This is a genomic window from Helicobacter sp. MIT 21-1697 (genome assembly GCF_026241255.1).
Taxonomy (GTDB): Bacteria; Campylobacterota; Campylobacteria; order Campylobacterales; family Helicobacteraceae; genus Helicobacter_C.
On record NZ_JAPHNC010000001.1, the window covers coordinates 206,916 to 228,555 of the forward strand.

General features: G+C 38.0%; 22 protein-coding genes. 10 read left to right on the plus strand and 12 right to left on the minus strand.

What is annotated here, in order from left to right; genetic code table 11:
• Positions 1-2 precede the first annotated feature (2 nt).
• From glyQ to OQH61_RS01085, 10 genes are all read right to left on the minus strand, one after another.
• Positions 3-896, minus strand: a complete 894-nt coding sequence (glyQ, locus tag OQH61_RS01040; protein WP_266025378.1) for a glycine--tRNA ligase subunit alpha — start codon at positions 894-896, stop codon at positions 3-5.
• 8 nt (positions 897-904) lie between these two features.
• On the minus strand, positions 905-1,825 hold the full coding sequence (locus tag OQH61_RS01045) for a damage-control phosphatase ARMT1 family protein (RefSeq protein ID WP_266025379.1): 921 nt from the start codon (positions 1,823-1,825) through the stop codon (positions 905-907).
• Positions 1,822-2,304: a DUF3972 domain-containing protein gene (locus tag OQH61_RS01050; protein WP_266025380.1), complete on the minus strand. Its 483-nt coding sequence runs from the start codon at positions 2,302-2,304 to the stop codon at positions 1,822-1,824. Before OQH61_RS01050 ends, OQH61_RS01045 begins: the two co-directional genes overlap by 4 nt.
• Positions 2,305-2,313: 9 nt before the next feature.
• Positions 2,314-2,808 carry a 5-(carboxyamino)imidazole ribonucleotide mutase gene (gene purE, locus OQH61_RS01055; protein WP_011115370.1) on the minus strand — a complete coding sequence of 165 codons (495 nt, stop codon included), beginning with the start codon at positions 2,806-2,808 and terminating at the stop codon, positions 2,314-2,316.
• 70 nt (positions 2,809-2,878) lie between these two features.
• Entirely contained in the window at positions 2,879-4,435 is a 1,557-nt protein-coding gene (gene thrC, locus OQH61_RS01060; protein WP_266025382.1) for a threonine synthase, read from the minus strand.
• Positions 4,436-4,552: 117 nt separating this feature from the next.
• Positions 4,553-5,194, minus strand: a complete 642-nt coding sequence (locus tag OQH61_RS01065; RefSeq protein ID WP_266025383.1) for an outer membrane beta-barrel protein — start codon at positions 5,192-5,194, stop codon at positions 4,553-4,555.
• A gap of 146 nt (positions 5,195-5,340) precedes the next feature.
• Positions 5,341-6,450 (minus strand): 1-deoxy-D-xylulose-5-phosphate reductoisomerase, encoded by a 1,110-nt coding sequence (gene dxr / locus OQH61_RS01070; protein WP_266025384.1) that lies wholly within the window; start codon positions 6,448-6,450, stop codon positions 5,341-5,343.
• A gap of 5 nt (positions 6,451-6,455) precedes the next feature.
• Positions 6,456-7,313 (minus strand): phosphatidate cytidylyltransferase, encoded by an 858-nt coding sequence (locus OQH61_RS01075; protein WP_266025385.1) that lies wholly within the window; start codon positions 7,311-7,313, stop codon positions 6,456-6,458.
• A gap of 75 nt (positions 7,314-7,388) precedes the next feature.
• Positions 7,389-8,714 (minus strand): outer membrane family protein, encoded by a 1,326-nt coding sequence (locus tag OQH61_RS01080; RefSeq protein ID WP_266025386.1) that lies wholly within the window; start codon positions 8,712-8,714, stop codon positions 7,389-7,391.
• 108 nt (positions 8,715-8,822) lie between these two features.
• On the minus strand, positions 8,823-9,716 hold the full coding sequence (locus tag OQH61_RS01085; RefSeq protein WP_266025387.1) for an aspartate carbamoyltransferase catalytic subunit: 894 nt from the start codon (positions 9,714-9,716) through the stop codon (positions 8,823-8,825).
• Positions 9,717-9,828: 112 nt separating this feature from the next.
• Between OQH61_RS01085 and OQH61_RS01090 the strand changes: the two genes are divergently transcribed.
• The 3 genes from OQH61_RS01090 to OQH61_RS01100 are packed head-to-tail and all read left to right on the plus strand — an operon-like array spanning position 9,829 to position 11,952.
• The gene (locus tag OQH61_RS01090) at positions 9,829-10,389 is read left to right on the plus strand and encodes a hypothetical protein (RefSeq protein WP_266025390.1); all 561 of its coding nucleotides are present in this window, start codon (positions 9,829-9,831) and stop codon (positions 10,387-10,389) included.
• Between the two features lie 8 nt (positions 10,390-10,397).
• Positions 10,398-11,123, plus strand: coding sequence for a TlyA family RNA methyltransferase (locus OQH61_RS01095; protein ID WP_266025391.1), 726 nt, complete (start codon positions 10,398-10,400; stop codon positions 11,121-11,123).
• Complete coding sequence (locus OQH61_RS01100) at positions 11,092-11,952, plus strand: bifunctional riboflavin kinase/FAD synthetase (protein ID WP_266025392.1); 861 nt, start codon at positions 11,092-11,094, stop codon at positions 11,950-11,952. The genes OQH61_RS01095 and OQH61_RS01100 overlap by 32 nt, the downstream gene beginning before the upstream one ends.
• A gap of 1 nt (position 11,953) precedes the next feature.
• Here OQH61_RS01100 and cysS read toward each other — a convergent pair whose 3' ends face one another.
• Both cysS and murJ read right to left on the minus strand, forming a co-directional pair.
• Positions 11,954-13,417, minus strand: coding sequence for a cysteine--tRNA ligase (gene cysS, locus OQH61_RS01105; RefSeq protein ID WP_266025542.1), 1,464 nt, complete (start codon positions 13,415-13,417; stop codon positions 11,954-11,956).
• Positions 13,417-14,901 carry a murein biosynthesis integral membrane protein MurJ gene (murJ, locus tag OQH61_RS01110; RefSeq protein WP_266025393.1) on the minus strand — a complete coding sequence of 495 codons (1,485 nt, stop codon included), beginning with the start codon at positions 14,899-14,901 and terminating at the stop codon, positions 13,417-13,419. Before murJ ends, cysS begins: the two co-directional genes overlap by 1 nt.
• 75 nt (positions 14,902-14,976) lie before the next feature.
• Between murJ and OQH61_RS01115 the strand changes: the two genes are divergently transcribed.
• The 7 genes from OQH61_RS01115 to panB are packed head-to-tail and all read left to right on the plus strand — an operon-like array spanning position 14,977 to position 21,623.
• Positions 14,977-16,833: a hypothetical protein gene (locus tag OQH61_RS01115; RefSeq protein ID WP_266025394.1), complete on the plus strand. Its 1,857-nt coding sequence runs from the start codon at positions 14,977-14,979 to the stop codon at positions 16,831-16,833.
• Positions 16,834-16,875: 42 nt separating this feature from the next.
• Positions 16,876-17,463 (plus strand): Holliday junction branch migration protein RuvA, encoded by a 588-nt coding sequence (gene ruvA / locus OQH61_RS01120; protein ID WP_266025395.1) that lies wholly within the window; start codon positions 16,876-16,878, stop codon positions 17,461-17,463.
• A gap of 25 nt (positions 17,464-17,488) precedes the next feature.
• Positions 17,489-19,087, plus strand: a complete 1,599-nt coding sequence (locus tag OQH61_RS01125; RefSeq protein ID WP_266025396.1) for a methyl-accepting chemotaxis protein — start codon at positions 17,489-17,491, stop codon at positions 19,085-19,087.
• Between the two features lie 14 nt (positions 19,088-19,101).
• Positions 19,102-19,578 (plus strand): hypothetical protein, encoded by a 477-nt coding sequence (locus OQH61_RS01130; RefSeq protein WP_266025397.1) that lies wholly within the window; start codon positions 19,102-19,104, stop codon positions 19,576-19,578.
• Positions 19,579-19,637: 59 nt separating this feature from the next.
• Positions 19,638-19,958 (plus strand): hypothetical protein, encoded by a 321-nt coding sequence (locus tag OQH61_RS01135; protein WP_266025398.1) that lies wholly within the window; start codon positions 19,638-19,640, stop codon positions 19,956-19,958.
• The gene (gene lgt, locus OQH61_RS01140) at positions 19,958-20,839 is read left to right on the plus strand and encodes a prolipoprotein diacylglyceryl transferase (protein WP_266025399.1); all 882 of its coding nucleotides are present in this window, start codon (positions 19,958-19,960) and stop codon (positions 20,837-20,839) included. Before OQH61_RS01135 ends, lgt begins: the two co-directional genes overlap by 1 nt.
• Complete coding sequence (gene panB / locus OQH61_RS01145; RefSeq protein WP_266025400.1) at positions 20,829-21,623, plus strand: 3-methyl-2-oxobutanoate hydroxymethyltransferase; 795 nt, start codon at positions 20,829-20,831, stop codon at positions 21,621-21,623. Before lgt ends, panB begins: the two co-directional genes overlap by 11 nt.
• The last annotated feature ends 17 nt before the right edge of the window (positions 21,624-21,640 follow it).

The window sequence follows — 21,640 nt, forward strand, 5'->3', positions numbered from 1 at the left end:
CCTTATCCTTTCATCTTTTCTCTTCGCAGAGTTCTCTCTTCTTCCATTTCTTTATAGAGTGTGGCGCAGCCTTTGGCGAGTTCGCGTATTTGCAAGATATAATTTTGTCTTTGAGCCACAGATATGGCTTTGCGCGCATCAAGGATATTAAAAAAATGGCTTGCTAACATTGTATAATCATAGGCTACAAGAGGGACTCTTTGTTCTAAGCAATGTTTGACTTCTTGTGTGTAAAGATTAAAGAGGGAGAAAATCATTTGTGTATCAGCGAGCTCAAAATGGTATTTGGAAAATTCATATTCGCCTTGCAAATGAACATCGGCATAGAGCATAGGCGAAGAATTTGAGGTATCATTCCACATAATATCAAAGATATTTTCCACACCTTGAATATACATCGCTAAACGCTCTACGCCATAAGTGATTTCTACTGCCACAGGGCGACAAGGGATACCTCCTACTTGTTGGAAGTAAGTAAATTGAGTTACTTCCATACCATCAAGCCACACTTCCCAGCCCAATCCCCACGCACCAAGAGTGGGGGATTCCCAATTATCTTCTACAAAACGCACATCGTGTGATTTTAAATCTAACCCTAAAGCCTCAAGGCTACGCAAATAAAGCTCTTGTATATTATCGGGGCTAGGTTTAAGAAGCACTTGAAATTGATAATAGCTTCCTAAGCGGTTAGGATTCTCGCCATAGCGCCCATCTGTTGGGCGGCGCGAAGGAGCTACATACGCTACATTCCACGGCTTAGAATCAAGACTTCTAAGCAATGTTGCGGGGTGGAATGTCCCAGCTCCTGCAGGAATGTCATAAGGTTGCACAATAAGGCAACCTTGATTTTTCCAAAATTCTTGTAATTGTAATAAAATATCTGAAAAACTTAACATATTTCTCCTTATTTGACATTATGACGAAACATCATTATGCCCTTTTGTACACCGCAAAAGTCTGCTACAACATCACATTTGACTTTAAAAAGCATAAAAAGGCGTTCATCTTTGTAAGATTCTAAACATTCAAAATTGCCCATACCCTTGCAAAGAATTACATCGGCTTCATCATAGAGTTTTTGCGCACTTTCACAGGCATTTGCATACACAAAACCCGGACTTCGCACACCAGAATCTATCAGTGTGCAATAACGCTCTATGCCCTTTGCCAAAGGGTGGCGCATATCCTGCAAAGTAAGGTCGTTAATAATAGGCTTTCCACGCACTGCATAATATATGTGAAGTTGCGGATAAATCTCTTTGAGGGAGGATATAAGCACTTCATCAAAGATATTTTCTCCCGCATTATCGGCAAGATAAAGGAGGATTTTAGCACGCTCAAGCCTATCACAAAACGCATTAAGGCAAAAATCACCAAAAATCATTTCTTCAAAATTAAAATCTGCACTCTCAAAGTCAAAAGCACTTTGAGAGCCATAATCAATGACATTTCCTAGAATTGCCATTCTTATCGCCCAATCAAGTCGCTTGTAGATAGAATCTACGCTCAAATTTCCCGATGAGGTGCGTTCAAGTAGAGGTGCAGGATAAGAGGCGAGGAGATTCTCACAAATGTTATGAGCGCGCACCATACTTTCTTGTTTAATTTGCATAAAAGGGTCGCTTATGCCTAGATTTTGTTCCACGCATTGATAAATCTCAATGGCAATTTGAGGTGGCGCAAGGGTATGAGTTTGTGTAGCTTTTTGTGCCAATTTCTCTTTGATGTGTTGAGTGATACTTAAAGCATTATGTGGTTTTAATGCAAGGCAGAGATTCTCAACTTGCTTTTGCAAACAATCAAAACATTTATCTTGCGCTATCATTTTGACTCTGTCATATTTGAGACTTTTCCCCACATAAGGCGATATTTGCGTTTCATAAATTCAATTTCCTCTCGTGAGCGCTCTAGCTCTGCGCGTAGCGTTTCCATCGTCTTTTTATCATCATCATAGACTTCTTGCATAGAGATAAGCGCGTCTTTAAGAAATGAATTTTCATTTTTAAATGCACTAATGGTTTCATCTTTTGAAGCAATGACTTTATCGTGTAAGCCTAGAATCGTTGAAATTGTTTTCTCTACAAATACAGGGTCAAGCTCCTTACCATTCATATCTGCGGAGACAAGCCCAGATTCTACTTTTTTGACAAGTGCAGAAGTTCCTGAAGTCGCATCTACAAAGATTTTTCCATCTTCTTCTTTGTTTTTAATAGCACCTTCTTTGATAAGCTCCATAATTTTGGTTTCGTCTAAGCCAGAGAGTTTGGTAAATTCCTCAAGCACAAGCCAAGTTGTATTTTCCATTATATCCCCTTAAATTCTCACTTCAATCTCTGCCGAATCTAATTCTACTTTTTTTGCTTTCATCACTCTATCTTCTATTAATTTACCTGCAAGTTCATCGTTTTTGAGGCTTAAAATTTGCATTGCTAAATATGCTGCATTAATTGCTCCAGCTTTGCCAATACTTGTTGTTGCCACAGGCATTGAGCTTGGCATTTGCACCGTTGAAAGAAGCGCATCAAGCCCATCTAATGCACCTCCATTGAGTGGCACACCAATTACAGGCTTACAAGTTTGAGAGGCGATAGCTCCTGCTAAATGTGCTGCCATACCTGCTGCTCCTATGAAAACTTGCGCACCACGAGATTGTGCATCTTTAATATATGATTTTGTGCGCTCTGGTGAGCGATGAGCCGAGCTGATTATCACTTCATAGGCTACATCAAACTTCTTTAGCACTTCTATACACTCGCTCATCACATTCCAATCGCTTTTGCTTCCCATAATGACGCTTACAAAATCCATTTTTGCTCCTATATCTTTTGCATTTTACATATTTAAAGGCGATTCGTAGCGCATTTTATCATATTTTGCATTAATTTTGAGCGTAATGCTTAAGAGAACTTTTCACCCATCGGAGTATGCACATTTCTAGCTGTGGGATAGGGACAATATCTTGCTGCACTTCTTTTTTGTTAAAAAGTTGGAGAATCTGCTCGGGTGCTTTGATGGGATTATCTGCACTTGAGAGTGAGCAAATCTCATTAATAGCCTCCCTATCGCTTTTATGAGCATCATTGTGCGTGTCTTGAATGATATGTGCTTCTTTGAGTGCTTCTCTCACGCTTGGAGCAAATTTACTCCACTGCGCTGTGGCAAGAAATACGCTTTTACCAATTACACCGCTTTTTTGCAAAGTTTTTGCGACATAATAAGCAATCGCGCTATGCGGGTCAAGGAGCAATCCCTCTTTGAATCCTTGTGCAATGCTTTGCATACACATTGTATCATCACATTCAAATGCACTAAAATCCTGTTGTAGCATACTTAGCTCCTCTGCAGTGAGGCTATATGAATCTCGCCTATCAAGAGAATCCATTAATTGCTTTGTGCGTTGTGCGCCAAAGAGTGCATAGAGCATTCTCTCCACATTTGAACTTTTTAAAATATCCATAGCGGGTGATTTGGTTTTAATCAAGTTTCGCTTAGAAATATCATATACGCCTGTATTGATAAAATCACTTAAGATATTATTTGCATTAGAAGCACTCACAAGGCGCTCAAGGGGCAGCCCCATTTTTTTTGCAAAAAATGCTCCTAAAATATTGCCAAAATTCCCACTTGGCACGACAACAGAAATTTTCTCTCCAAGCGTGATATGCCCACTTTTAAGCAGTTTCACATACGCCCAAAAATAATAAATGATTTGGAATACAATGCGTCCGATATTCACAGAATTTGCCGCAGAAAGGGCAAATCCTTGTTCTTTGAGTTTTTTGATAAAATCTGCATTTGCGATGAGCTTTTTTAATGCGTTTTGCGCTGCATCAAAATCCCCCTCAATGCCGATAACTTTCACATTTGGCGCGTTATGAGTTGTCATTTGCAATCGTTGCACATCGCTTGTGCCTCCATAAGGATAAATACACACGACTTTGATATGTGATTGATTCGCAAAACTCTGCAAGGTAGCAGGTCCTGTATCTCCGCTTGTAGCAGTAAGGATAAGGTAGGGTCTTGTATCTTGGGTGGCTAGGTGAGCGAACAAACGCCCAAAGGGCTGAAGTGCCATATCTTTAAAGGCGCGTGTAGGACCAGAAAAGAGATTTAGCATAAAGAGATTCTCATTGACTGCTTGAAGTGGCGCAGGATTATAAGAATCATCAAAATTTTTATAGCACAAAAGTGCTTCTTCAAGCACACTTCTGTGAATCCCAAGCTTTAAGCGATTGAAAATATCCACGCAAAGCTTGGCATAAGTGAGATTTGTAAAATTTTTAATCTCTTCTAGGCTGATATGAGGGAGTTTGGTAAAGGTATAAAGCCCATTATGTGGCGCACTTGGGTGTAATAAAGCGTGTTGAAAGCTTACGCCCGGAGCTATATCATCTCGCGTAGAATAGAGGAGATATTCTTCGTTTGTGTCTGTCATTGATACTCCTTATGCCTTAAATGCACTTATTGTAGCATATTCTATGTTTTTTTAGGATAATAAGCAAAAGTTTTGGTGAGTAATCCTGCCCCAAAAGGAGCAAGGAGGCAAGGTTGCCTAGAAAGTGTAGTTATAGCCAACTTGCACGATATAAGTGCGAAGCGTAGCTGTTCCTTGTGCCATAGGATTAGAATTTGATTTATAATCATAGGCTACTAATGGAATCTTTGCTCCAAGGAGGATTTGACTTGCATTATCAACATTATAGGTAAGCCCTACATTTACAGGCACAGCAAGTCCGCCTTTAGCACCTTGACTTATACTCATCGCTGCTGTTTTCCAAGTAGGGTTATATTGTTGATAGCCTACACCAATACCAATATATGCACCAAATGCAGGTGTGAAATTAAAATAATAATCCACATTTGCAGTGATAAGATGTTGATTAATATCGGCATTGACTTTGCCAATAATTGGCGTAGAATTATCCTTAGAACCCTTGCTTTGATTGTAGTTATAGCTGATATAGTATTTCAAACCATAACTCTCACTCAAAGCTTGTTTATAGCCTACATCTAGCCCTAGTGCCCAACCAAATCCACTTGTAGGGAAATTCTCTTTGAGTCCTGTAAATCCTGTATATGAGGGCGTAGTAATAGGCACTCCTGCATTTACCCCCACAAAAAGTCCGCTTGTTTGTGCTTGTGCTATGCCAAAGAGACTTGCTGCCAATGCACTTGAGATAAGAATCTTTTTCATTATTGTATCCTTTGTCTTTAAGATTCTAGTGCCTTTGAGCACTAGTTACAAATAATTGTAGTGTTATAGAGCGGTAAAAACAAAATGTAAAACGCGTTTTTTTTTTTTTGAATATAATTGTAACAAAAAGTTGCATATACAACTTATTATATTGATTTTTTAAATTTCAACCATTCTAAAGAGGCAATATTGACTTCTTCATTGAGTGCTTGAATAGATTCCAAATCGTTGAGAGAGCCAAAATCAAAAGAGTTAAATTGCTCCATTATCGCTAAAATAAGTGCGCTTATCTGCCCAAAAGCTATCTTTTGCGCTAAGAATGCTTCTATGGCTATTTCATTACTTGCATTGAGCACAATGCCTTTTTGTGGTGTATCCAAAAGAGTATCTTTAAGCTGCCATAGCGGATAACGTTCTATTTCAATGTTTTTAAGTGCAAAGCAGAGGGATTGTGGATTTAAGGGTGCGATAAATGATGTGTGCGCAGCTTGATTTTTATCAAGCGCATAGGCGATAGGCAGCTTCATATTGGGTGCGCTTATATGTGCTGTAATGCTTCCATCGGCAAATGCAACAAGCGCGTGCATACTTGAACTTGGTTCAATAAATGCGTCAATAGATTGCATATCAAAGAGCCAGCGCGCCTCAAGGATTTCAAAGAGCTTATTTGCCATACTTGCAGAATCTATGGTGATTTTGCGTCCCATTTGCCAATTTGGGTGTTTGAGTGCTTCTTGTGAGGTGGCAAGAGGGATTTTATCTAATGGATAATCTCTGAAAGCTCCACCACTTGCAGTAATGTAAAGTTTGCTTATAGGGCGTGTGTGAGCAAGATACCATAAGCCAAAATGCTCACTATCAATGGGCGTAATATCTGCTCCCTGTAAGAGCCAACCAGCATTTACGAGAGATTCTTTATTTGCGAGGGCGAGTTTTTTGCCACATTGCAGGGTTGTAAAGCTTGGTTTTAATCCAGCAAATCCTACAAGAGCGTTAAGTACAAGGGTAGAGTGAGAAGATTCTATCATCTCTCCTATGCCCTCACTCCCAAAAAATAGCTTGTAATTGCCATTTATGAGTTTATGTGCGTCATTTTTATCAGCAATGCACACATTTTTGGGCTTATAATGCGCAATTTGTTGGTTTAAAAGCGCAATGTTTTTCCCTGCACATAAAGATTCTATGGGTATATCAAAATGCGAGGCAACTTCAAGGGCATTTGTGCCGATACTTCCTGTGCTGCCAAGTAAAACCATTCTTTTTAAAGTATAATCGCCAAGTCTTTATAACCGGGCAAAAAGAAAAGCAAAAAGTGCATTACTATGCCACCAAAAAGCACAGCATCAAGCCTATCAAGCACGCCGCCGTGTCCGGGCAAAAGTGAGCCACTATCTTTTACACCTGCCTCGCGTTTGAGATAGCTCTCAAACAAATCACCAAAAACAGCAGCAAGTGCGACTACAAAAGTAATGCCAAGTGAGTATAAGAAGTTTCCACAAGTGCCAATCCCTACAATAGAACCACAAATCACGCCGCAAATAACCCCACAAATCACGCCTTCAATGGTTTTTTTGGGGCTTGTAGGACAAAAAGGTGTTTTGCCAAAGGCTTTTCCTCCAAGATATGCTCCTGTGTCGGTGAGAGCTACGATGACAATAAGCCATATAATCACCCACACTCCAGCTCCTCCAGCGTCTTTATAGAGTGCATAAATACTCAAAAATGGCAACACAGGATATATAAAGGGTAGTAAGGCTTTGGGCGTGATTTTTTTGCTATACGCAAGATAGGAAGCATACATCACAAGAATAAAAAGTGCGGATTCTATGATGCGCTCATTAAAATATGCAAGCACCCAAATAAAAGTCGTGGCGATATAATAATGTAATGCAGAGGGGAGCGCGTAGAGTTTGAGGGCTTCTCGCACGCCAATGAGGCAAAGCAGAGCAAGTATGGCACAAGTAAGCAGAGCTGAATCAATGCTCAAAATCAAAACAAGAGCGATTATAAGCACACCAGCAGTGATAAAACGCGCCTTATCCGCAAATAATTTTGCCTTTAGCTGTTCCTTTGCGTTTTGTTGTGTTTGCTCTTGTGTCTCTTTGGTATCGCTATCCATTTTCTCTCCTTTGATAAGGGTGGAATCTCATCATTATACCATAATCCATACACCAATCCATATATGGGGATAGATTTAGAATGTATGGCGGATATAGAAAAATGCGTGTGAGCGGTCATCAGTGCGTTTTTGGGTAAGCATTGTGCCCTTAGGAGTGTTTCCACTTGCAACTTGAGGTTGATAAGTGCCTCCAAGAGGGCTATAACCGGCTTTAGTTGTATCACTAAACCATTCTAGTTTCCCACCCACAGCAATATCTTCACGAATTTGATAATTGAGCAAAAGCCCCACACTTTGTTCAGCACTTCGTGGGCTATTTGTGCCACGATAGAGTAGCTTCCAATCAAAGCTACCATAGTTTGCTCCGATATAGCCAAAGCCTGTAATAGCATCTTTGCCGATGATGTCGTTTAAGGATTGTCCTATGTCATACGCGCTTCCTGTCCAAATATCAATAGAGATAGGATCTCCCCAGCGTCCGATGAGTTCGCTTGCATTGCCAAAGTTTTGATAATATCCTGCGCCAAAGAAAAGCATATTGACTTCAAATCGTTGCTCAAGATAGAGTGTGTAAGTGTGTTTATCTATCTCACCCCACCTGCTGCCATAGACTCTTTGGTTTATATCAGCCACAGGTGCAAGAAAACGAAGCTTGGTAAGAGACTTGAAGCCTTGTAATTGCTTACTTGGGTTGGTATCAAAGGTAATACTTGCGCCCGGTGCAGTATATACACCCGGAGTATAGTAAGAAAATGCAGAAAGTGTAAGCCCATTCCTGCTAAAATCAAGCCCTGCTGCATAAATATTACGCGTAGCCCCCCCCCCATATGTGCCAAGCACACGATAGAAATCATTAAACCATTGATCATACGCAAAGGCACGGCGATTTGATAAAAAGCCCCAGAGTTTCGCACCTCCAGCTTGTAAATATCCCTCTGCTCCTTGATTATAGCCACTAAACCACTCACCAACCTTGCCAGATTCATAACGTCCGAGTTTAAGATAGACATTATCATTATAGTTATACTCTAAAAAGGCATTTTGGAGCATATAATTTTGTATTTTGCTCTTATCCCACGCTGTGCCAAAATATGCTGTAGCAACAGGCGAACCGATATTAGAGACTGCAGGGTCGTTGCGAGTAGAATCAAAAGCTAATCCACCCAAAGCTCCGCCAACTCCCGCTTTAAACCCAGCTCCTAAATCTGCATTGAGATTAAGTTTGGCGAATAATGTTGTAAAACTCTCTGTGGGAGCTTGATTTGCTGCCTCATCAAGCCTTTGGTTATTAAAACCCCATTTTGTAAAACTCTCTGCCGAGCCGCTTACTTTGTAATCAAAAGCACTCAAATTTGAAGTAAATAAGCCTCCTAAGGCTGCAACTACTAAAGTCTTTTTCATTCTTCCCTCTTCCTTTCTTCGTTTCAATGTAAATATTTACATATTTTTTAGAATACAATATGTATTCTAACATTTTATGCTTAATTGAGACTTAATATCAAATCAAGCTTATGTACAGATACAAAACTCAAGCACCGCCATACGCACACATACACCATTGGTTACTTGCTCCAAAACTTTGCAACGCGGGTCTTTAAGCACTTCATCATCAATATCAATATTACGATGCACGGGTCCGGGGTGCAAGACAATGACATCTCTATCACTTAGAATCTCTGGAGTAAGGCAGTATTGTGAGGCATAGTCTTTGAGCGAGCCATAAATTTGTCTATCGTGCCTTTCTGTTTGAGTACGCAAACTCATAAATACATCAACTTCTTGAGCAATTTCGCGCAAAGAGTAGCAAGTGCGCAGGTATGTTGGTGGGAGAAAATGGGGTGGCGCAACGAGAATCACCTCCATACCAAAGCGCGAAAGCAACTCAATATTGCTATTTGCTACGCGCGAGTTTGCAATATCACCAATAATTGCGATTTTTTTACCTTTGAGATTGTGTAAATCATTGCCAAAATGTTCTTTAAGTGTGAGTAAGTCAAGCAAAGCTTGAGTGGGGTGTGCGTGTGCGCCATCGCCTGCATTGATGATAGGGCAGCTCACTTGCGATTTGAGATAATATCCAGCTCCTGCATTTTTATGGCGAATAATAATTGCACTTGGATTCATTGCATTGAGATTGGCTGCAGTATCAGACATACTCTCCCCTTTTGCAGTGGAGCTTTTACTTACATCAAGCCGCACAACATCAGCACTTAGACGCTTAGCTGCGATTTCAAAGCTTGAGAGCGTGCGTGTGGAATTTTCAAAGAAAATGGTGATAATTGTTTTGTTTTTGAGATTCTCTCTGTGGTGCATATCTTTGTAGATTTGGGCTTGTTGCAAAATTGTTTCTATTTGAGGCTTATCAAGGTCGCTTGTGCGCAAGAGATGTTTGGGGGCGTGCATAAATCTCCTTTGAGGGATAAATTTAAGTATTGTAGCAAACTTTGTGCTAAAATCTCATAATTTTTACAATCCAATAAATATCATTTGTAAGATAAGTGTAAAAGGATAAAGTGTGGGCATATTAAGGTTTTTTAAGTGTGCTGTGGTAGGAATATGTATGAGTGCGTGGATTATGGGTTGTAGCGATTTTTATCGTAAAGATTTTATACATATCACTTCGGCACATCAAGATTCTAAAGAAAAACAAGCTTTCAAAGAGCGCGAAATACAAGCTATGAGAAAATCTCAAATTTTAGTAGATAATCACACGCGTATAGTGATGATTGTGCGATATATGAATGAGGTTGATGATACTTTTGGAGGGAGCGATAATAAAGAAGTATTTTTCGTAGAAATCTATGATAAACTTGGACAAGTGGGGTTAAAAGATTTGCAATTTTCTTTAAAAAATATGTATAAGAGTATAGAGCCTAGTGATGTGAGTAAGCTCAGTGTTGCTGATATGGAGGTTTTAAAGCCTGATGTTGTTTATAATGATATGTATAAAGTGGTTTTTGAATCCATAGGTGCGCGTGGCAAAGATATGCTACGATTTAATGTAGAAATTGTAGATGTAGGAAGTATGAGTGTTGATTTTAGCTATGCAAAAGCAAAGAGTAATCTCACGAAATAATCACAATAATGCAGCGACTTGATACTTACCTTAAGACACTTTTATCTTCTCGCACTAAGGCTCAAGAGGCGATAAAATCTGGCTGTGTGCAAGTCAATGGCAGGGTGGTATGTAAAAGCTCTTTTCTTTTAAAAAGTAGCGATGAGGTGGATATAGATACACAAGACTTACTACTTGGACGCGCAGGATATAAGTTAAGGAGTTTTTTTGAAGAGCTTGTGCGTGAGGGATTATGGGAAGAAGGATATTTAGTGGGTAAAAAAGCGCTTGATATTGGCTCAAGCACAGGGGGATTCACTCAAGTGCTTTTGAACTGCGGTGTAGCTGAAATAGTATGCGTTGATGTAGGTAAGAATCAGCTTCATCAGAGTATGCGAGATGATAGGCGCGTAAGAGTTTTTGAGGAATGTGATGTGCGCGAATTTGTGCCTTGTGGGCATTTTGATATAGTAGTATGTGATGTAAGTTTTGTTTCATTATATAAGCTTATGGAGAGTTTTGAGCGACTTGTGAGTGCAGAGTGTATATGGCTCTTTAAACCACAATTTGAGGTAGGACGCGCAGCAAAACGCAATAAAAAAGGCGTATTAAAAGATAAATCATTAGCACACAGAGTTTTTACAGATTTTTGTAGCTTTGTGCAAACAAGAGGTTTTAGAATCTTGCATACATCTCAAAGTGTATTAAGCGGAAAGGAAGGAAATGAAGAATTTTTTGTCTATGCCCAGCGATAAAGAAGTGCAATCATTAGCATTAGGAAAATTTGATGGTATGCACTTAGCACATAAAGAGCTTTTTAAATATTTGGACAAAAAAGGTGCTTTACTTTGTATAGAGGGTAAGGCTGATAGCGCTTCTCTTACACCCTCTAAAGAACGATATAGTCCTTGTGTGATTATTTATGTGGCTTTTGAAGAGATTTCACAATGGAGTGGCGAAAAATTTATAATCACATTAAAGCAGAAATTTCCCTCCTTAAAGCGTCTTGTAGTGGGCTATGACTTTCATTTTGGAAAAAATAGGGCTTTTAGTGCGAGTGATTTATACCATTTGTTTGTAGGCGAGGTGATTATTATGCCAGAATATCGCATAAACGGCGTAGGTGTGCATTCAAGCTTAATTAAGGAGTTTGTTCGCTATGGCGATATGGATATGGCAGCAGCTATGCTTGGACGCTATTATCACTTACAAGGTGTTATTATTAAAGGGCAGAATCTTGGCTCAAAGAGACTTTATGCAACAATAAATATTCAAACACAAGGTTATGTAATGCCACAAGAGGGCGTATATGCGAGTTTTACCAAAGTAAATGAAACAATAAAACCAAGTGTATGTTTTGTGGGACATCGTTTAAGCACAGATAGACATTTTAGTATTGAAAGCCATATCCTTGATGAGGAGATTGTATGTCAAAGTGATATGGCGAGTATATGCTTTGTGCGAAAAATACGCGATAATCAGAGTTTTAGTGATTTGAATTTGCTTAAAGAGCGCATTAGTCAAGATATTATTACATCTAAAGCAATTTTGAGCACTGCGCAGATGATATATATAGATATGTAGCTTAGATTTTTTCCCAAACACTCCCTTGAGGGGTGTCCATAATTTCAATGCCTTGTAATTTTAGCTCATTTCGTATGCTATCTGCAAGTGCGTAGTTTTTTCGCATTTTTGCCTCTTGACGTTGGGCAAGTTTGGATTCTATTTCTTGTTTGGTTTTTTCATCAAGTCCGAGTTGAAAATAGCTTTGAGCGCATTTGCCTCCAAGTCCGAGCAAAAACTCAATACACGCAAGATTTGCCTTAATAGCTTGTTTATAGGCTTTATCTTTAGGATTCTTATCTAAATATTCATTGCTTGTAGAGAGCATATCCTCAATAATACTTAAAGCTTTTGAGATATTGTAATCATCGCTTAGAGCCTCAATAAGCGATGATAAAAAGCTCTCGTGTGCTTGTCTTGCTCTCTCCTTTATCGTATGGGCAAAGTGCTTTATTTCCTCTCTTGAAATATGAGGGGATTGTATGTGAGATTCTATAACGCGTTTTTTAAGGCGATAGAGTTTATCAAGTCTTTTTTTGCTCTGCAATAAATCCTCTTCGTTAAAATTAAGCACCAAGCGATAATGCACACCCAGCAAATAATTGCGCAAAATTTCACCATCATACACTTTGAGTGCATCTTTGATGAAAAAGCTATTGCCAAGAGATTTGCTCATTTTTTCCCCATTGATATTTACAAACCCATTGTGTAGCCAATATTTCGCAATTTCTCTTCCTGTGGCACAGCGCGTTTGGGAAGCTTCATTTTCGTGATGAGGAAAAAGTAAATCCGCTCCTCCTGCGTGAATATCAATGCCATATTCTTCATTTTGATATGCTAAGTGTCTCTCAATCATCGCAGAACATTCAATATGCCAGCCCGGACGCCCCTTACCAAATGGACTATCATAAGCAATATCATTCTCCCCTTTATAACCTTTCCATAGAGCAAAATCGTTGTGTTCAAGCTTATCTTGTGCATTTTGAATACGACTTTGAGTGTGGCTTTGCTCAAGCCGTTGAGAGAGAGCGCCATAGTTTTTATCTTTGTGGATACGAAGATAAACATCGCTATTTTCACCTGTGTAAGCATAACCTTTATGAAGCAAGGTTTGTATCATTTCGCACATTTGGGGTAGATTATCAGTGGCTTTAGGTTCAATATCTGCGCGCAACACGCCAAGAGAATCCATATCTGCAAGATACGAATGAATATAACGCGAACCTACCTCCTGCACACTTATATTGCTTTGAAGAGATTTTTTAATAATTTTATCATCAATGTCTGTAAAATTTTTAACAAATACTACTTCAAATCCCAAGAATAAAAATAATCGCCGCCATAAATCAAAAACAATAGAACTACGCGCGTGCCCTAAATGAGCATCATCATACACGGTTGGACCACACACATATAATCGTATTTGATTCTCTCGTATAGGGATAAAGGGAATCTTTTGCTTTTTAGCACTATCAAAAAGAGTAATCATAAAATATTCCTTACAAAGAGATGAAAAGCATCAACGAGTGCTTTGATATGGGGTTTAAGATACCACAAAAGCAGAGATTCTAAGCCCACAATGCCCACAAGAAGTAAGCACGCTTTTTTATTGTTTATTATACCTAAGAATTGCTTGAAGCCAAAGATTCTAATTGTGAGGGCAAAAAGCACAAAGCCACTCAAACTACCTGATAATGCCAATCCCATCGCTCCAAATGGGTGCATAAGCACAAGAGAGAATAGGACTCCACAACCTAAAGCAATAGCTGAAATCTTCGCCGCTTTGCCTTGCATTTGATGAGAATAAAGCCAAAGGGAGAAAATTTTACTTAATCCAAAAGGCACTAACCCAATCATATATGCGCTAAAGACTTGTGCTACGATACGAGTGTCATCTGCACTGAATTTGCCCCATTGATAAAGAAGGCTAATAATCTCCTCGCTTAGCATAATACCACCAAGCACACACATACAAAGAACGATAAATAAAAACCAAAATGATTTTTTCAAGGCATTGAGCGCAACATCAGTTTGTTTGTTTTTGATTGCTTTTGCCACAAGGGGAAAGAGCGCAGTTGATATGGCTATGGCAAAGATTGCCAAAGGAAATTGAAAGATTCTATTCGCATAGTAAAGTGCGCTAATACTCCCGCTAACAAGAAATGAAGCAAGAAGAGTATCTGTAAAAGTGGCAAGTTGAGCCGTAGAACTCCCAAGCATAGCAGGAAAAAATTGTTTAAAGAAAGTCTTTATTTCACTTTTTGCACAGCGGATTTTATATTTGAGCTTAGAATCTGGCTCTTTAGTGCGTATCCATTGCCATAGTTCTATAACGCCTACACATAAAAGCTTAAAAAATCTCAAGCGATAGAGTGGATAAAAATGAAGCATAATTTGTGCTATTCCACCGCATAGCACACCATAGCTTAGCATATAGACAATGTGCATAGAATCTTTATCTCGTGCCAAAAGCAAAGCACCAATCATTGCAACATTTAAAAGTGCAGTATTGTAAGCATTCACCCAAAAGCAGTTTTTATATTGCAATAAAGAGGAGAGAAAAGTAACAATAAAAACAAGCTCTAAATACCAAAAATTAATCACTACGATAGGTTTGGCAAGTTCAATGGTTGCATCATCAAAGCCATATGCAAGAAGTTTTGTAAAAAATCCGCTAAAAAATACTACCAAAAATGAAAGAAATAAAATAAAAAGCGCAAAAATAATAAAAGTAATTAAAGCAAACATACCTTTTTTGCGACTATGAATGAAATTTGGCAAAAAACTCTGTGTAAAAGCACCTTCGCCAAATATGCGGCGAAAGAGGTTAGGAAGCTTAAAGGCGGCAAAGAAAATATCGCTATATACACTTGCTCCTAGAAATTTCGCTGTGCATAAATCACGAATTAATCCAGCTATCCGAGAAAGTAAGATTCCGCTACTATTTGTTAAAAATGCTTTTTTAATCAAATTTTGCCTTTTAATAAAGAAATAAAGTGTAAAATTATAGCTACAATAAACAAACTTTAAGCTATGGAGGTTTTTATGCAATTTTTTGAACCTATCTCAATTAGGGGCTGTGTTGATGTAGGTATGGAACTTAAAAAAATAACTGAACTTTATGCGTTTGAAGAACATATGGTAAGCTTTGATGTGCTGCATATTAGCACTTTTTATAGAGGTGAAAAAAAGAAAGATTTTAGCCTACTTCAAGGGCAAGAGAGAGCGAAGATTCTAAGTGATGATGCAGAATATAATAAAAATGATTTTGAAATCAAACAGGTTTGTGATATTTTGTTGCGTGGGCTCAAAAAGGGAGATTTAGCGCCTTTTATTGGGCTTAAAATGGATAGTGAATGCTATGAATTAACCCTAGAGCTTAAAGAAGGACTAGAAGTGCGTAATGATGACGCGTTTTTTGAAGAGCTTTACGCAGAAATTACGCGCAAAAAGATATGTCAGCATATTATCGTGAGATTATTTGATGAGGATATTAAACAAGAAATTAATGCGCTCAAGGAGTTATTTGCTCATTTGAATATTCAAGGAAAAATACAATCTTCTCAAAATATCGCTCTTGCTAAAGCAAGCGGGTTTATTCCAGAAATAAGTGCAACATTTATCTTTACACTCAAAGAACAATGGAATAAAACACATAATCAAAATATAGATTTTGCCTCTTATGCAGCAAAAAGTGGAGATTTAGTGGGGTTAAGTCTTAAGCCACAGGTAGGTGTAAGCGGACGTAACCTTAAGGGTGAATATATACACGCTAAAAAACACGCAGAGGGTGCAGATATAGGTAATGAAGAAACAAAGCTTAAATTTAAAGACAATGAGTTTCGCAAAGAAGAAAAAGAAGGAAGCATTGAGTATTATGCACTACAAGATGGTTATGTAGGAATGAGTGAGGGTGAGTTACGCGTGATTACAGATTTTAATTTTGCTGAAGTGAGTGCGCGTAAAAATGGCTCATTGCTTGGAGGTGATAAAAAAGGTTTTGTAGTAGAAGTAACTTGTGGTGACCCAAATCAAGATGCGGTAGGTGCTGGTATTACGCTTGAGGCGAGTGAAATAAAGATTCTTGGAAGTGTAGCTGAAAATACAAAAATAATAGGCAAGAAGATTGAAATTAATGGGCAAACACATCAAAGTTCTACCATAAAGGCTGATGAAGTGAGCATTGATTTACATAAAGGCGCGGTTATGGGTGATAAAATTCGTGTAGATCGCCTTGAATTGGGTGATATAGATGGAGAAGAAGTATTTGTTGAGCAGGCAAATGGAGGGAATATTAGAGCAAAAAATATTACAATTACTACCTTGCATTCCCACACAAAGGTCTTTGTATCAGGACATTTGCATATTAAAAATATGAGCGGAGGAGAAAATTGTTTTACCCTTTCTTCACGCGCTTCTCTTAAGGCACAAGAAGAGGTGCAGTCCATCACTGCACAAATTGCACATAATATCCAAGAGATGAACACTCTTCTTGCCGTGCTTAATAAAGATTTGGTGCGTGTGCGTAAAACAAAGCCAGTAGTAGAAAAAATAAAAGCTATTATGGAGGAGAACAAAAAGAATAAAAAGCCCAATGAGCGTAATATCATTGATAGTATGGCGCAATATGTTATCTTGCTCCAACGCACGAAATATCTTAAAGAAAGATTGGTAGCCCTTAAACAACAAAGTAGAGAATTAGATAAGCGCCTTGAATCTCTTGATAAACAAACTCAAGATGCGAAAATCACAAGTGATGTAACGTGGCAAAAAGAAAATGAAGTGATATATGAGAGCTTTTTCCCAGAAAGTAAGGATATTATCATTTTAAGTGAGGGAGAAGAGGTAAATATTGGTATTGACAAAGAGCGACTGAAGCTTGTAAGAGAATTGCGTTCATAAAAAAAGATTCTTTAATAAGTTTATTGTAAAAAAGGAATATTGATGATTGTTGGATTAAGAGGAGCAATAATAAGGCTAGATCCGATGTATGTTGAAATTGATGTGGGAGGTGTAATTTATGGTGTGCAGATGTCTCTTAATGCCACTTCTATGCTCCAAACAAAAATAGATTCACAACCAAATGCTCTTGTGAAAATTATTTGCGCACAAATAATTCGCGAAGATGCGCATTTGCTTTTTGGATTCTGTGAGGAAATTGAAAAGCAGACTTTTGAGCGTCTTATTAAAATCAATGGCGTAGGTCCAAAAGTAGCAATAGCAATTCTTTCTACTTATACGCCAACGCATTTTGCAAAAATTATTGCCGATAAAGATATTGAAGCCTTAAAAAAAGTGCCCGGTATTGGTACTAAAGGTGCAGCAAAAATTATGGTTGATATAGCAGGATTTTTTGCGCAACTTCTTCAATCCCAAGAAAGTGTCATTCCTTCTAATAATCTCAAATATGAAGCATCTTTAGCACTTCAATCACTTGGTTTTAAGGGGAGTGAGATACAAAAAGTGTTAGAACATATTGAAGCACCAAGTGTATCTGAAATTGTTAAGGAAGCTTTAAAGAGACTTGCGTAATTATTAGAGTTTTAGGGGGTGGAAAATGTTACAATCATTTCGTTCTAAAGTGCTTTTTACATTATTTGTTTTTATTGTCATTGGTTTTAGTATTTTATATCAAATTGTCTCTACTGGATATGAAAATATGGTGGTAAAAGAGAGCAAAAGAAATGCTCAAATGCTCGGAGATTCTATTTTTCAAACCGTGCGTATGAGTATGAATATTGGTGTGAGAGAAATGATTGATGCAGGATTAGACAATGCGCGCAAAATAGCAGGTGTGCGCTCACTTGAGATACATAAGTCTCAAAGTGTTATTGATTTGTTTAATATGCCTGATAAGGTAAGTGAAAAAAAAGACATTCAACATATTTTTGAAAGTAAGCAATCCCAAATTGCTGAAGTTTATGACAATGGTGAGCATAATGTGCTCCTCCAAAAACCTCTTATTGCCGATGAGAGTTGTATGGTATGTCATCAAGATGGCACACTTAAAGAGGGTGATGTGCTTGGAGTGCTTGAGCTACAAATCTCCACAGAAAGTTTTTATGAGCAAATTGAACAAAGTGAAAATTATCTTTTGCTTACAATGTTTATTGCGGGTATGTTGGCTTTATCGGGACTTTACATCTTTTTTGAAAAGGAACTTGTCAAATCTCTTAATCGTTTGCGTGATATGGCAAAAGATTTAACAGAAGATGGTGGCGGAGACCTTACAAAACGTATTGCCATTAAGAGTAGTGATGAAGTGGGAATTACCTCAAATTATGTAAATAAATTTATTCAAGTTATTCAAGAAACTATCGCTGTGAGCAAACGTGTCAGTAAAGAAAATACACAGACTTGCAAGGCTTTATTAGAGATGTCAAATGTATTATCAAGAAATTCTGATGCGCAATTTGAGCTAGTTGATAGAGTGAATTTACTTGCTCAAGATGTCAGCAAAAAGCTTGATATTGCGGAGAAAACGACAAGCTCAACCATAAACGATATTGCCCAAACCGAAAGTATTTTAGATAATTTTGTTAAAAATCTTCAAGCTATGGTTGAGCTTATTACCAATTCTGCTCAAACACAGCAAGACATTCTTCAGTGCGTTGAAGAGCTCACCCAGCACGCAGACCAAATTAAATCAATTCTTTCAATTATCGCCGATATAGCTGATCAAACAAATCTCTTAGCTCTTAATGCTGCTATTGAAGCAGCAAGAGCAGGAGAACACGGCAGAGGATTCGCAGTTGTCGCAGATGAGGTGCGACAACTCGCAGAAAAAACACAAAAATCACTCAATGAAATTGCAGCAAATGTAAATCTTGTAACGCAAAGTGTCCAAGATGTTGGGCAGACAATTAAAGATACTACAAAAGATATGATGTATATTACAGAGAAAACCTCGCCTTTGATTGATGATGCACACCATACACAACAAAATCTTGTCCTTACAAAGCAAAATTCTATTCACCTCAAAGAAATTAGCACTTCAATCACTCAAAGTACCAAAGAATTAGCCCAAATGATGCAAGAGATAGTGGCTTCTTCAGAATCTACACAGAGCGTAGGACATACTATACAAAAAGATGTAAATGATATGTCGCAAAAAGCCCAAGAACTTGATAGTGCTATTACGAAATTTAAAACATAAATTTTGGGTGTTATATGCAGCTTACAAAAGATATAAAGCAGTATAAGGCAGTATTTCAGGCTGATTTTGGAGGAATTGATAAAAGTATTCTATGGGTAGAATCTCATCTTGCAAAAACACTTAGGGTTAGATCTTTCGAAGAAATAATCATTGATAAAATAGGACTTGTAATGTTTGAAAGTGTAAGTAATATCGTTGAGCATAGCATTACTCATATGTCTAAAATTAATGTATATAATAAAAAAATAAATTATATTCAATCTTTGCGCCAACGCCAGCAATTTTGCTGTTTTCTTGAGGTGGGGACAAGGCAAATAAGGATAAAGATTCTTTATCCTTTTAAACCTCATTTTACATTTGACTTGAGAGAAAAAAATGTGTTAGGCGGAAGAGGAGAGCATATTATAAAGGCTATGGGTGTTAAAGTGCGCAGAAGTGTGGATTATGTCAAAAAAACTGCTGTGCTTACACTTTATATGCCCTATGTTTAATCCTCCGCAATAAAGCTTTGTTATAATATATATTGAATTAAAAAAGCAATGAGGTAAATATGGCGCTTGATATAGAAATCATTAATGATTTGCAAATGGTGCGTAGCACTGGGAAGCTCAAAACTTATGACTCGTTTTTGATGTTCAAAGCAGAGCTTGAAGAGCTTTTGCCAAAGATTCTATCAAGCGCAGATGATACACTAAGAATCTACTTTGTCCAAGCCTATCCGATTAACTCTTATGTGTTGGGTTTTTTGTTTAAGCTTAAAAGCATAGATGGAATCAAAATTGAGATTGTTGTTGATGATTTGCGATTATTTATGTTTTTTGAAGAAATTGATATGGTTGATGAATTTAAGATTAAAATTATGGAGGAATAATGGAGACTTATAGTGTATGGAATAGAATCTATGATTATATTGACCCCATTGCATTTACACTTTTTGATATAAGTGTGCATTGGTATGGCATTATGTATGTAGGAGCAATGCTTATTGCACTTTTAATAGCAAAGGCATTTATTACCTATCACAATGAACGCTTTCCTATTAGCCAAGAATTGTTGGATAGTTTTTTTATTTGGGTAGAAATTGGTGTTATTTTAGGCGGACGCATTGGTTATGTGCTGATTTACTCTCCCCATCGTTGGGAATATCTTATGCAGCCGTGGCAAATGTTTAATCCTTATGTGAATGGAGTATTTGTTGGCATTAGTGGGTTTAGTTATCACGGGGCAATGATTGGTTTTGTGCTTGGGGCAATGTTATTTTGTTATTTTAAAAAGCAGTCTTTTTGGATATTTATGGATTTATCAGCTATTTCTGTGCCATTAGGCTATGTATTGGGACGCATAGGGAACTTCTTTAATCACGAGCTTTTTGGACGCGTCATTGAGAGTGAGGGTTTCTCACGGGATATTGGAATCCTTGTAAATGGAGAGTTGCGCTATCCAAGTCAGCTTTTTGAAGCCTTTGGTGAGGGCATAGTAGTGTTTATTCTTCTTATGTGTTTGTTGCGTTATGCCAAAAAATCTGGCACTCTTCTTGTCGCTTATGGCGTGTTTTATGCGTTAGCAAGATTTATATGCGAGTATTTTCGTGAGGCAGATTCACAAATGGGATATTTTGCATTTGGTTTATCAATGGGGCAGATTCTAAGTCTTGTGATGTTAGTTCTAAGCGTATTATTAGGATTATTTATTTTTGCTCAAAAGCCCATTTCTCCTCAAAAAATAAAGCAAAGGAGGAAAAATGTTAGATAAAAAAATGGATATTGCCACACTTAAGGCAAAAAAAGGGATTGAAAAAATTACCGCAATTACTGCGTATGATGCACTTATGGCACATATTTTTGATGGCGAAGTTGATGTAATTTTGGTGGGTGATAGCTTGAAAATGAGTTTTGGTGGCGAGAGTGAGACATTGGGTGCAAGTATGCAAGAGATGATTTATCATACAAAAGCAGTGTGCAAAGGTGCGAAGCATTCTTTTATTATTGCAGATATGCCCTTTGGTAGCTATGCTACGCCAAATATGGCGCTTAAAAATGCACTTAGATTCTATAAAAATACTGCAGCAGATGCACTTAAGCTTGAAGTAGGCATTGAAAAGCTCCCTATCATAAAGGCTTTGTGCGAAGAAGGCATCGCGATAATGGCACATATTGGCTTAAAACCGCAATTTATGCGTTTTGATGGAGGCTTTAAGGTAAAAGGAAAAGATGAGGCGCAGGCTAAGGAACTCATAGATACAGCTTTGGCAATGCAAGAAGCGGGCGTATTTGGAATGTTGATAGAGGGGGTGAAATCAGAAGTGAGTGCGCGTATCACACAGGCTTTGGAGATTCCAACCATTGGTATTGGCGCAGGTGTGGAGTGTGATGGGCAGATTCTTGTATGGAGCGATGCTTTTGGGTTTTTTGATGAGTTTAAGCCAAAATTTGTGCGCCGCTATTGTGATGGCAAGGCAATGCTTAAAGATGCGATAAGGGCGTATGCTAAAGATGTTAAATCTCAAGCATTTCCACAAGCTAAAGAGAGCTATTAAGAGGCAAGATATGGAGA

Coding starts and splice junctions, on each gene's coding strand:
- glyQ (WP_266025378.1), bottom strand. CDS start 896: ATGTTAAGTTTTTCAGATATTTTATTACAATTACAAGAATTTTGGAAA.
- OQH61_RS01045 (WP_266025379.1), bottom strand. CDS start 1,825: ATGATAGCGCAAGATAAATGTTTTGATTGTTTGCAAAAGCAAGTTGAG.
- OQH61_RS01050 (WP_266025380.1), bottom strand. CDS start 2,304: ATGGAAAATACAACTTGGCTTGTGCTTGAGGAATTTACCAAACTCTCT.
- purE (WP_011115370.1), bottom strand. CDS start 2,808: ATGGATTTTGTAAGCGTCATTATGGGAAGCAAAAGCGATTGGAATGTG.
- thrC (WP_266025382.1), bottom strand. CDS start 4,435: ATGACAGACACAAACGAAGAATATCTCCTCTATTCTACGCGAGATGAT.
- OQH61_RS01065 (WP_266025383.1), bottom strand. CDS start 5,194: ATGAAAAAGATTCTTATCTCAAGTGCATTGGCAGCAAGTCTCTTTGGC.
- dxr (WP_266025384.1), bottom strand. CDS start 6,450: ATGGTTTTACTTGGCAGCACAGGAAGTATCGGCACAAATGCCCTTGAA.
- OQH61_RS01075 (WP_266025385.1), bottom strand. CDS start 7,313: ATGGATAGCGATACCAAAGAGACACAAGAGCAAACACAACAAAACGCA.
- OQH61_RS01080 (WP_266025386.1), bottom strand. CDS start 8,714: ATGAAAAAGACTTTAGTAGTTGCAGCCTTAGGAGGCTTATTTACTTCA.
- OQH61_RS01085 (WP_266025387.1), bottom strand. CDS start 9,716: ATGCACGCCCCCAAACATCTCTTGCGCACAAGCGACCTTGATAAGCCT.
- OQH61_RS01095 (WP_266025391.1), top strand. CDS start 10,398: ATGCAGCGACTTGATACTTACCTTAAGACACTTTTATCTTCTCGCACT.
- OQH61_RS01100 (WP_266025392.1), top strand. CDS start 11,092: ATGAAGAATTTTTTGTCTATGCCCAGCGATAAAGAAGTGCAATCATTA.
- OQH61_RS01115 (WP_266025394.1), top strand. CDS start 14,977: ATGCAATTTTTTGAACCTATCTCAATTAGGGGCTGTGTTGATGTAGGT.
- ruvA (WP_266025395.1), top strand. CDS start 16,876: ATGATTGTTGGATTAAGAGGAGCAATAATAAGGCTAGATCCGATGTAT.
- OQH61_RS01125 (WP_266025396.1), top strand. CDS start 17,489: ATGTTACAATCATTTCGTTCTAAAGTGCTTTTTACATTATTTGTTTTT.
- OQH61_RS01130 (WP_266025397.1), top strand. CDS start 19,102: ATGCAGCTTACAAAAGATATAAAGCAGTATAAGGCAGTATTTCAGGCT.
- OQH61_RS01135 (WP_266025398.1), top strand. CDS start 19,638: ATGGCGCTTGATATAGAAATCATTAATGATTTGCAAATGGTGCGTAGC.
- lgt (WP_266025399.1), top strand. CDS start 19,958: ATGGAGACTTATAGTGTATGGAATAGAATCTATGATTATATTGACCCC.
- panB (WP_266025400.1), top strand. CDS start 20,829: ATGTTAGATAAAAAAATGGATATTGCCACACTTAAGGCAAAAAAAGGG.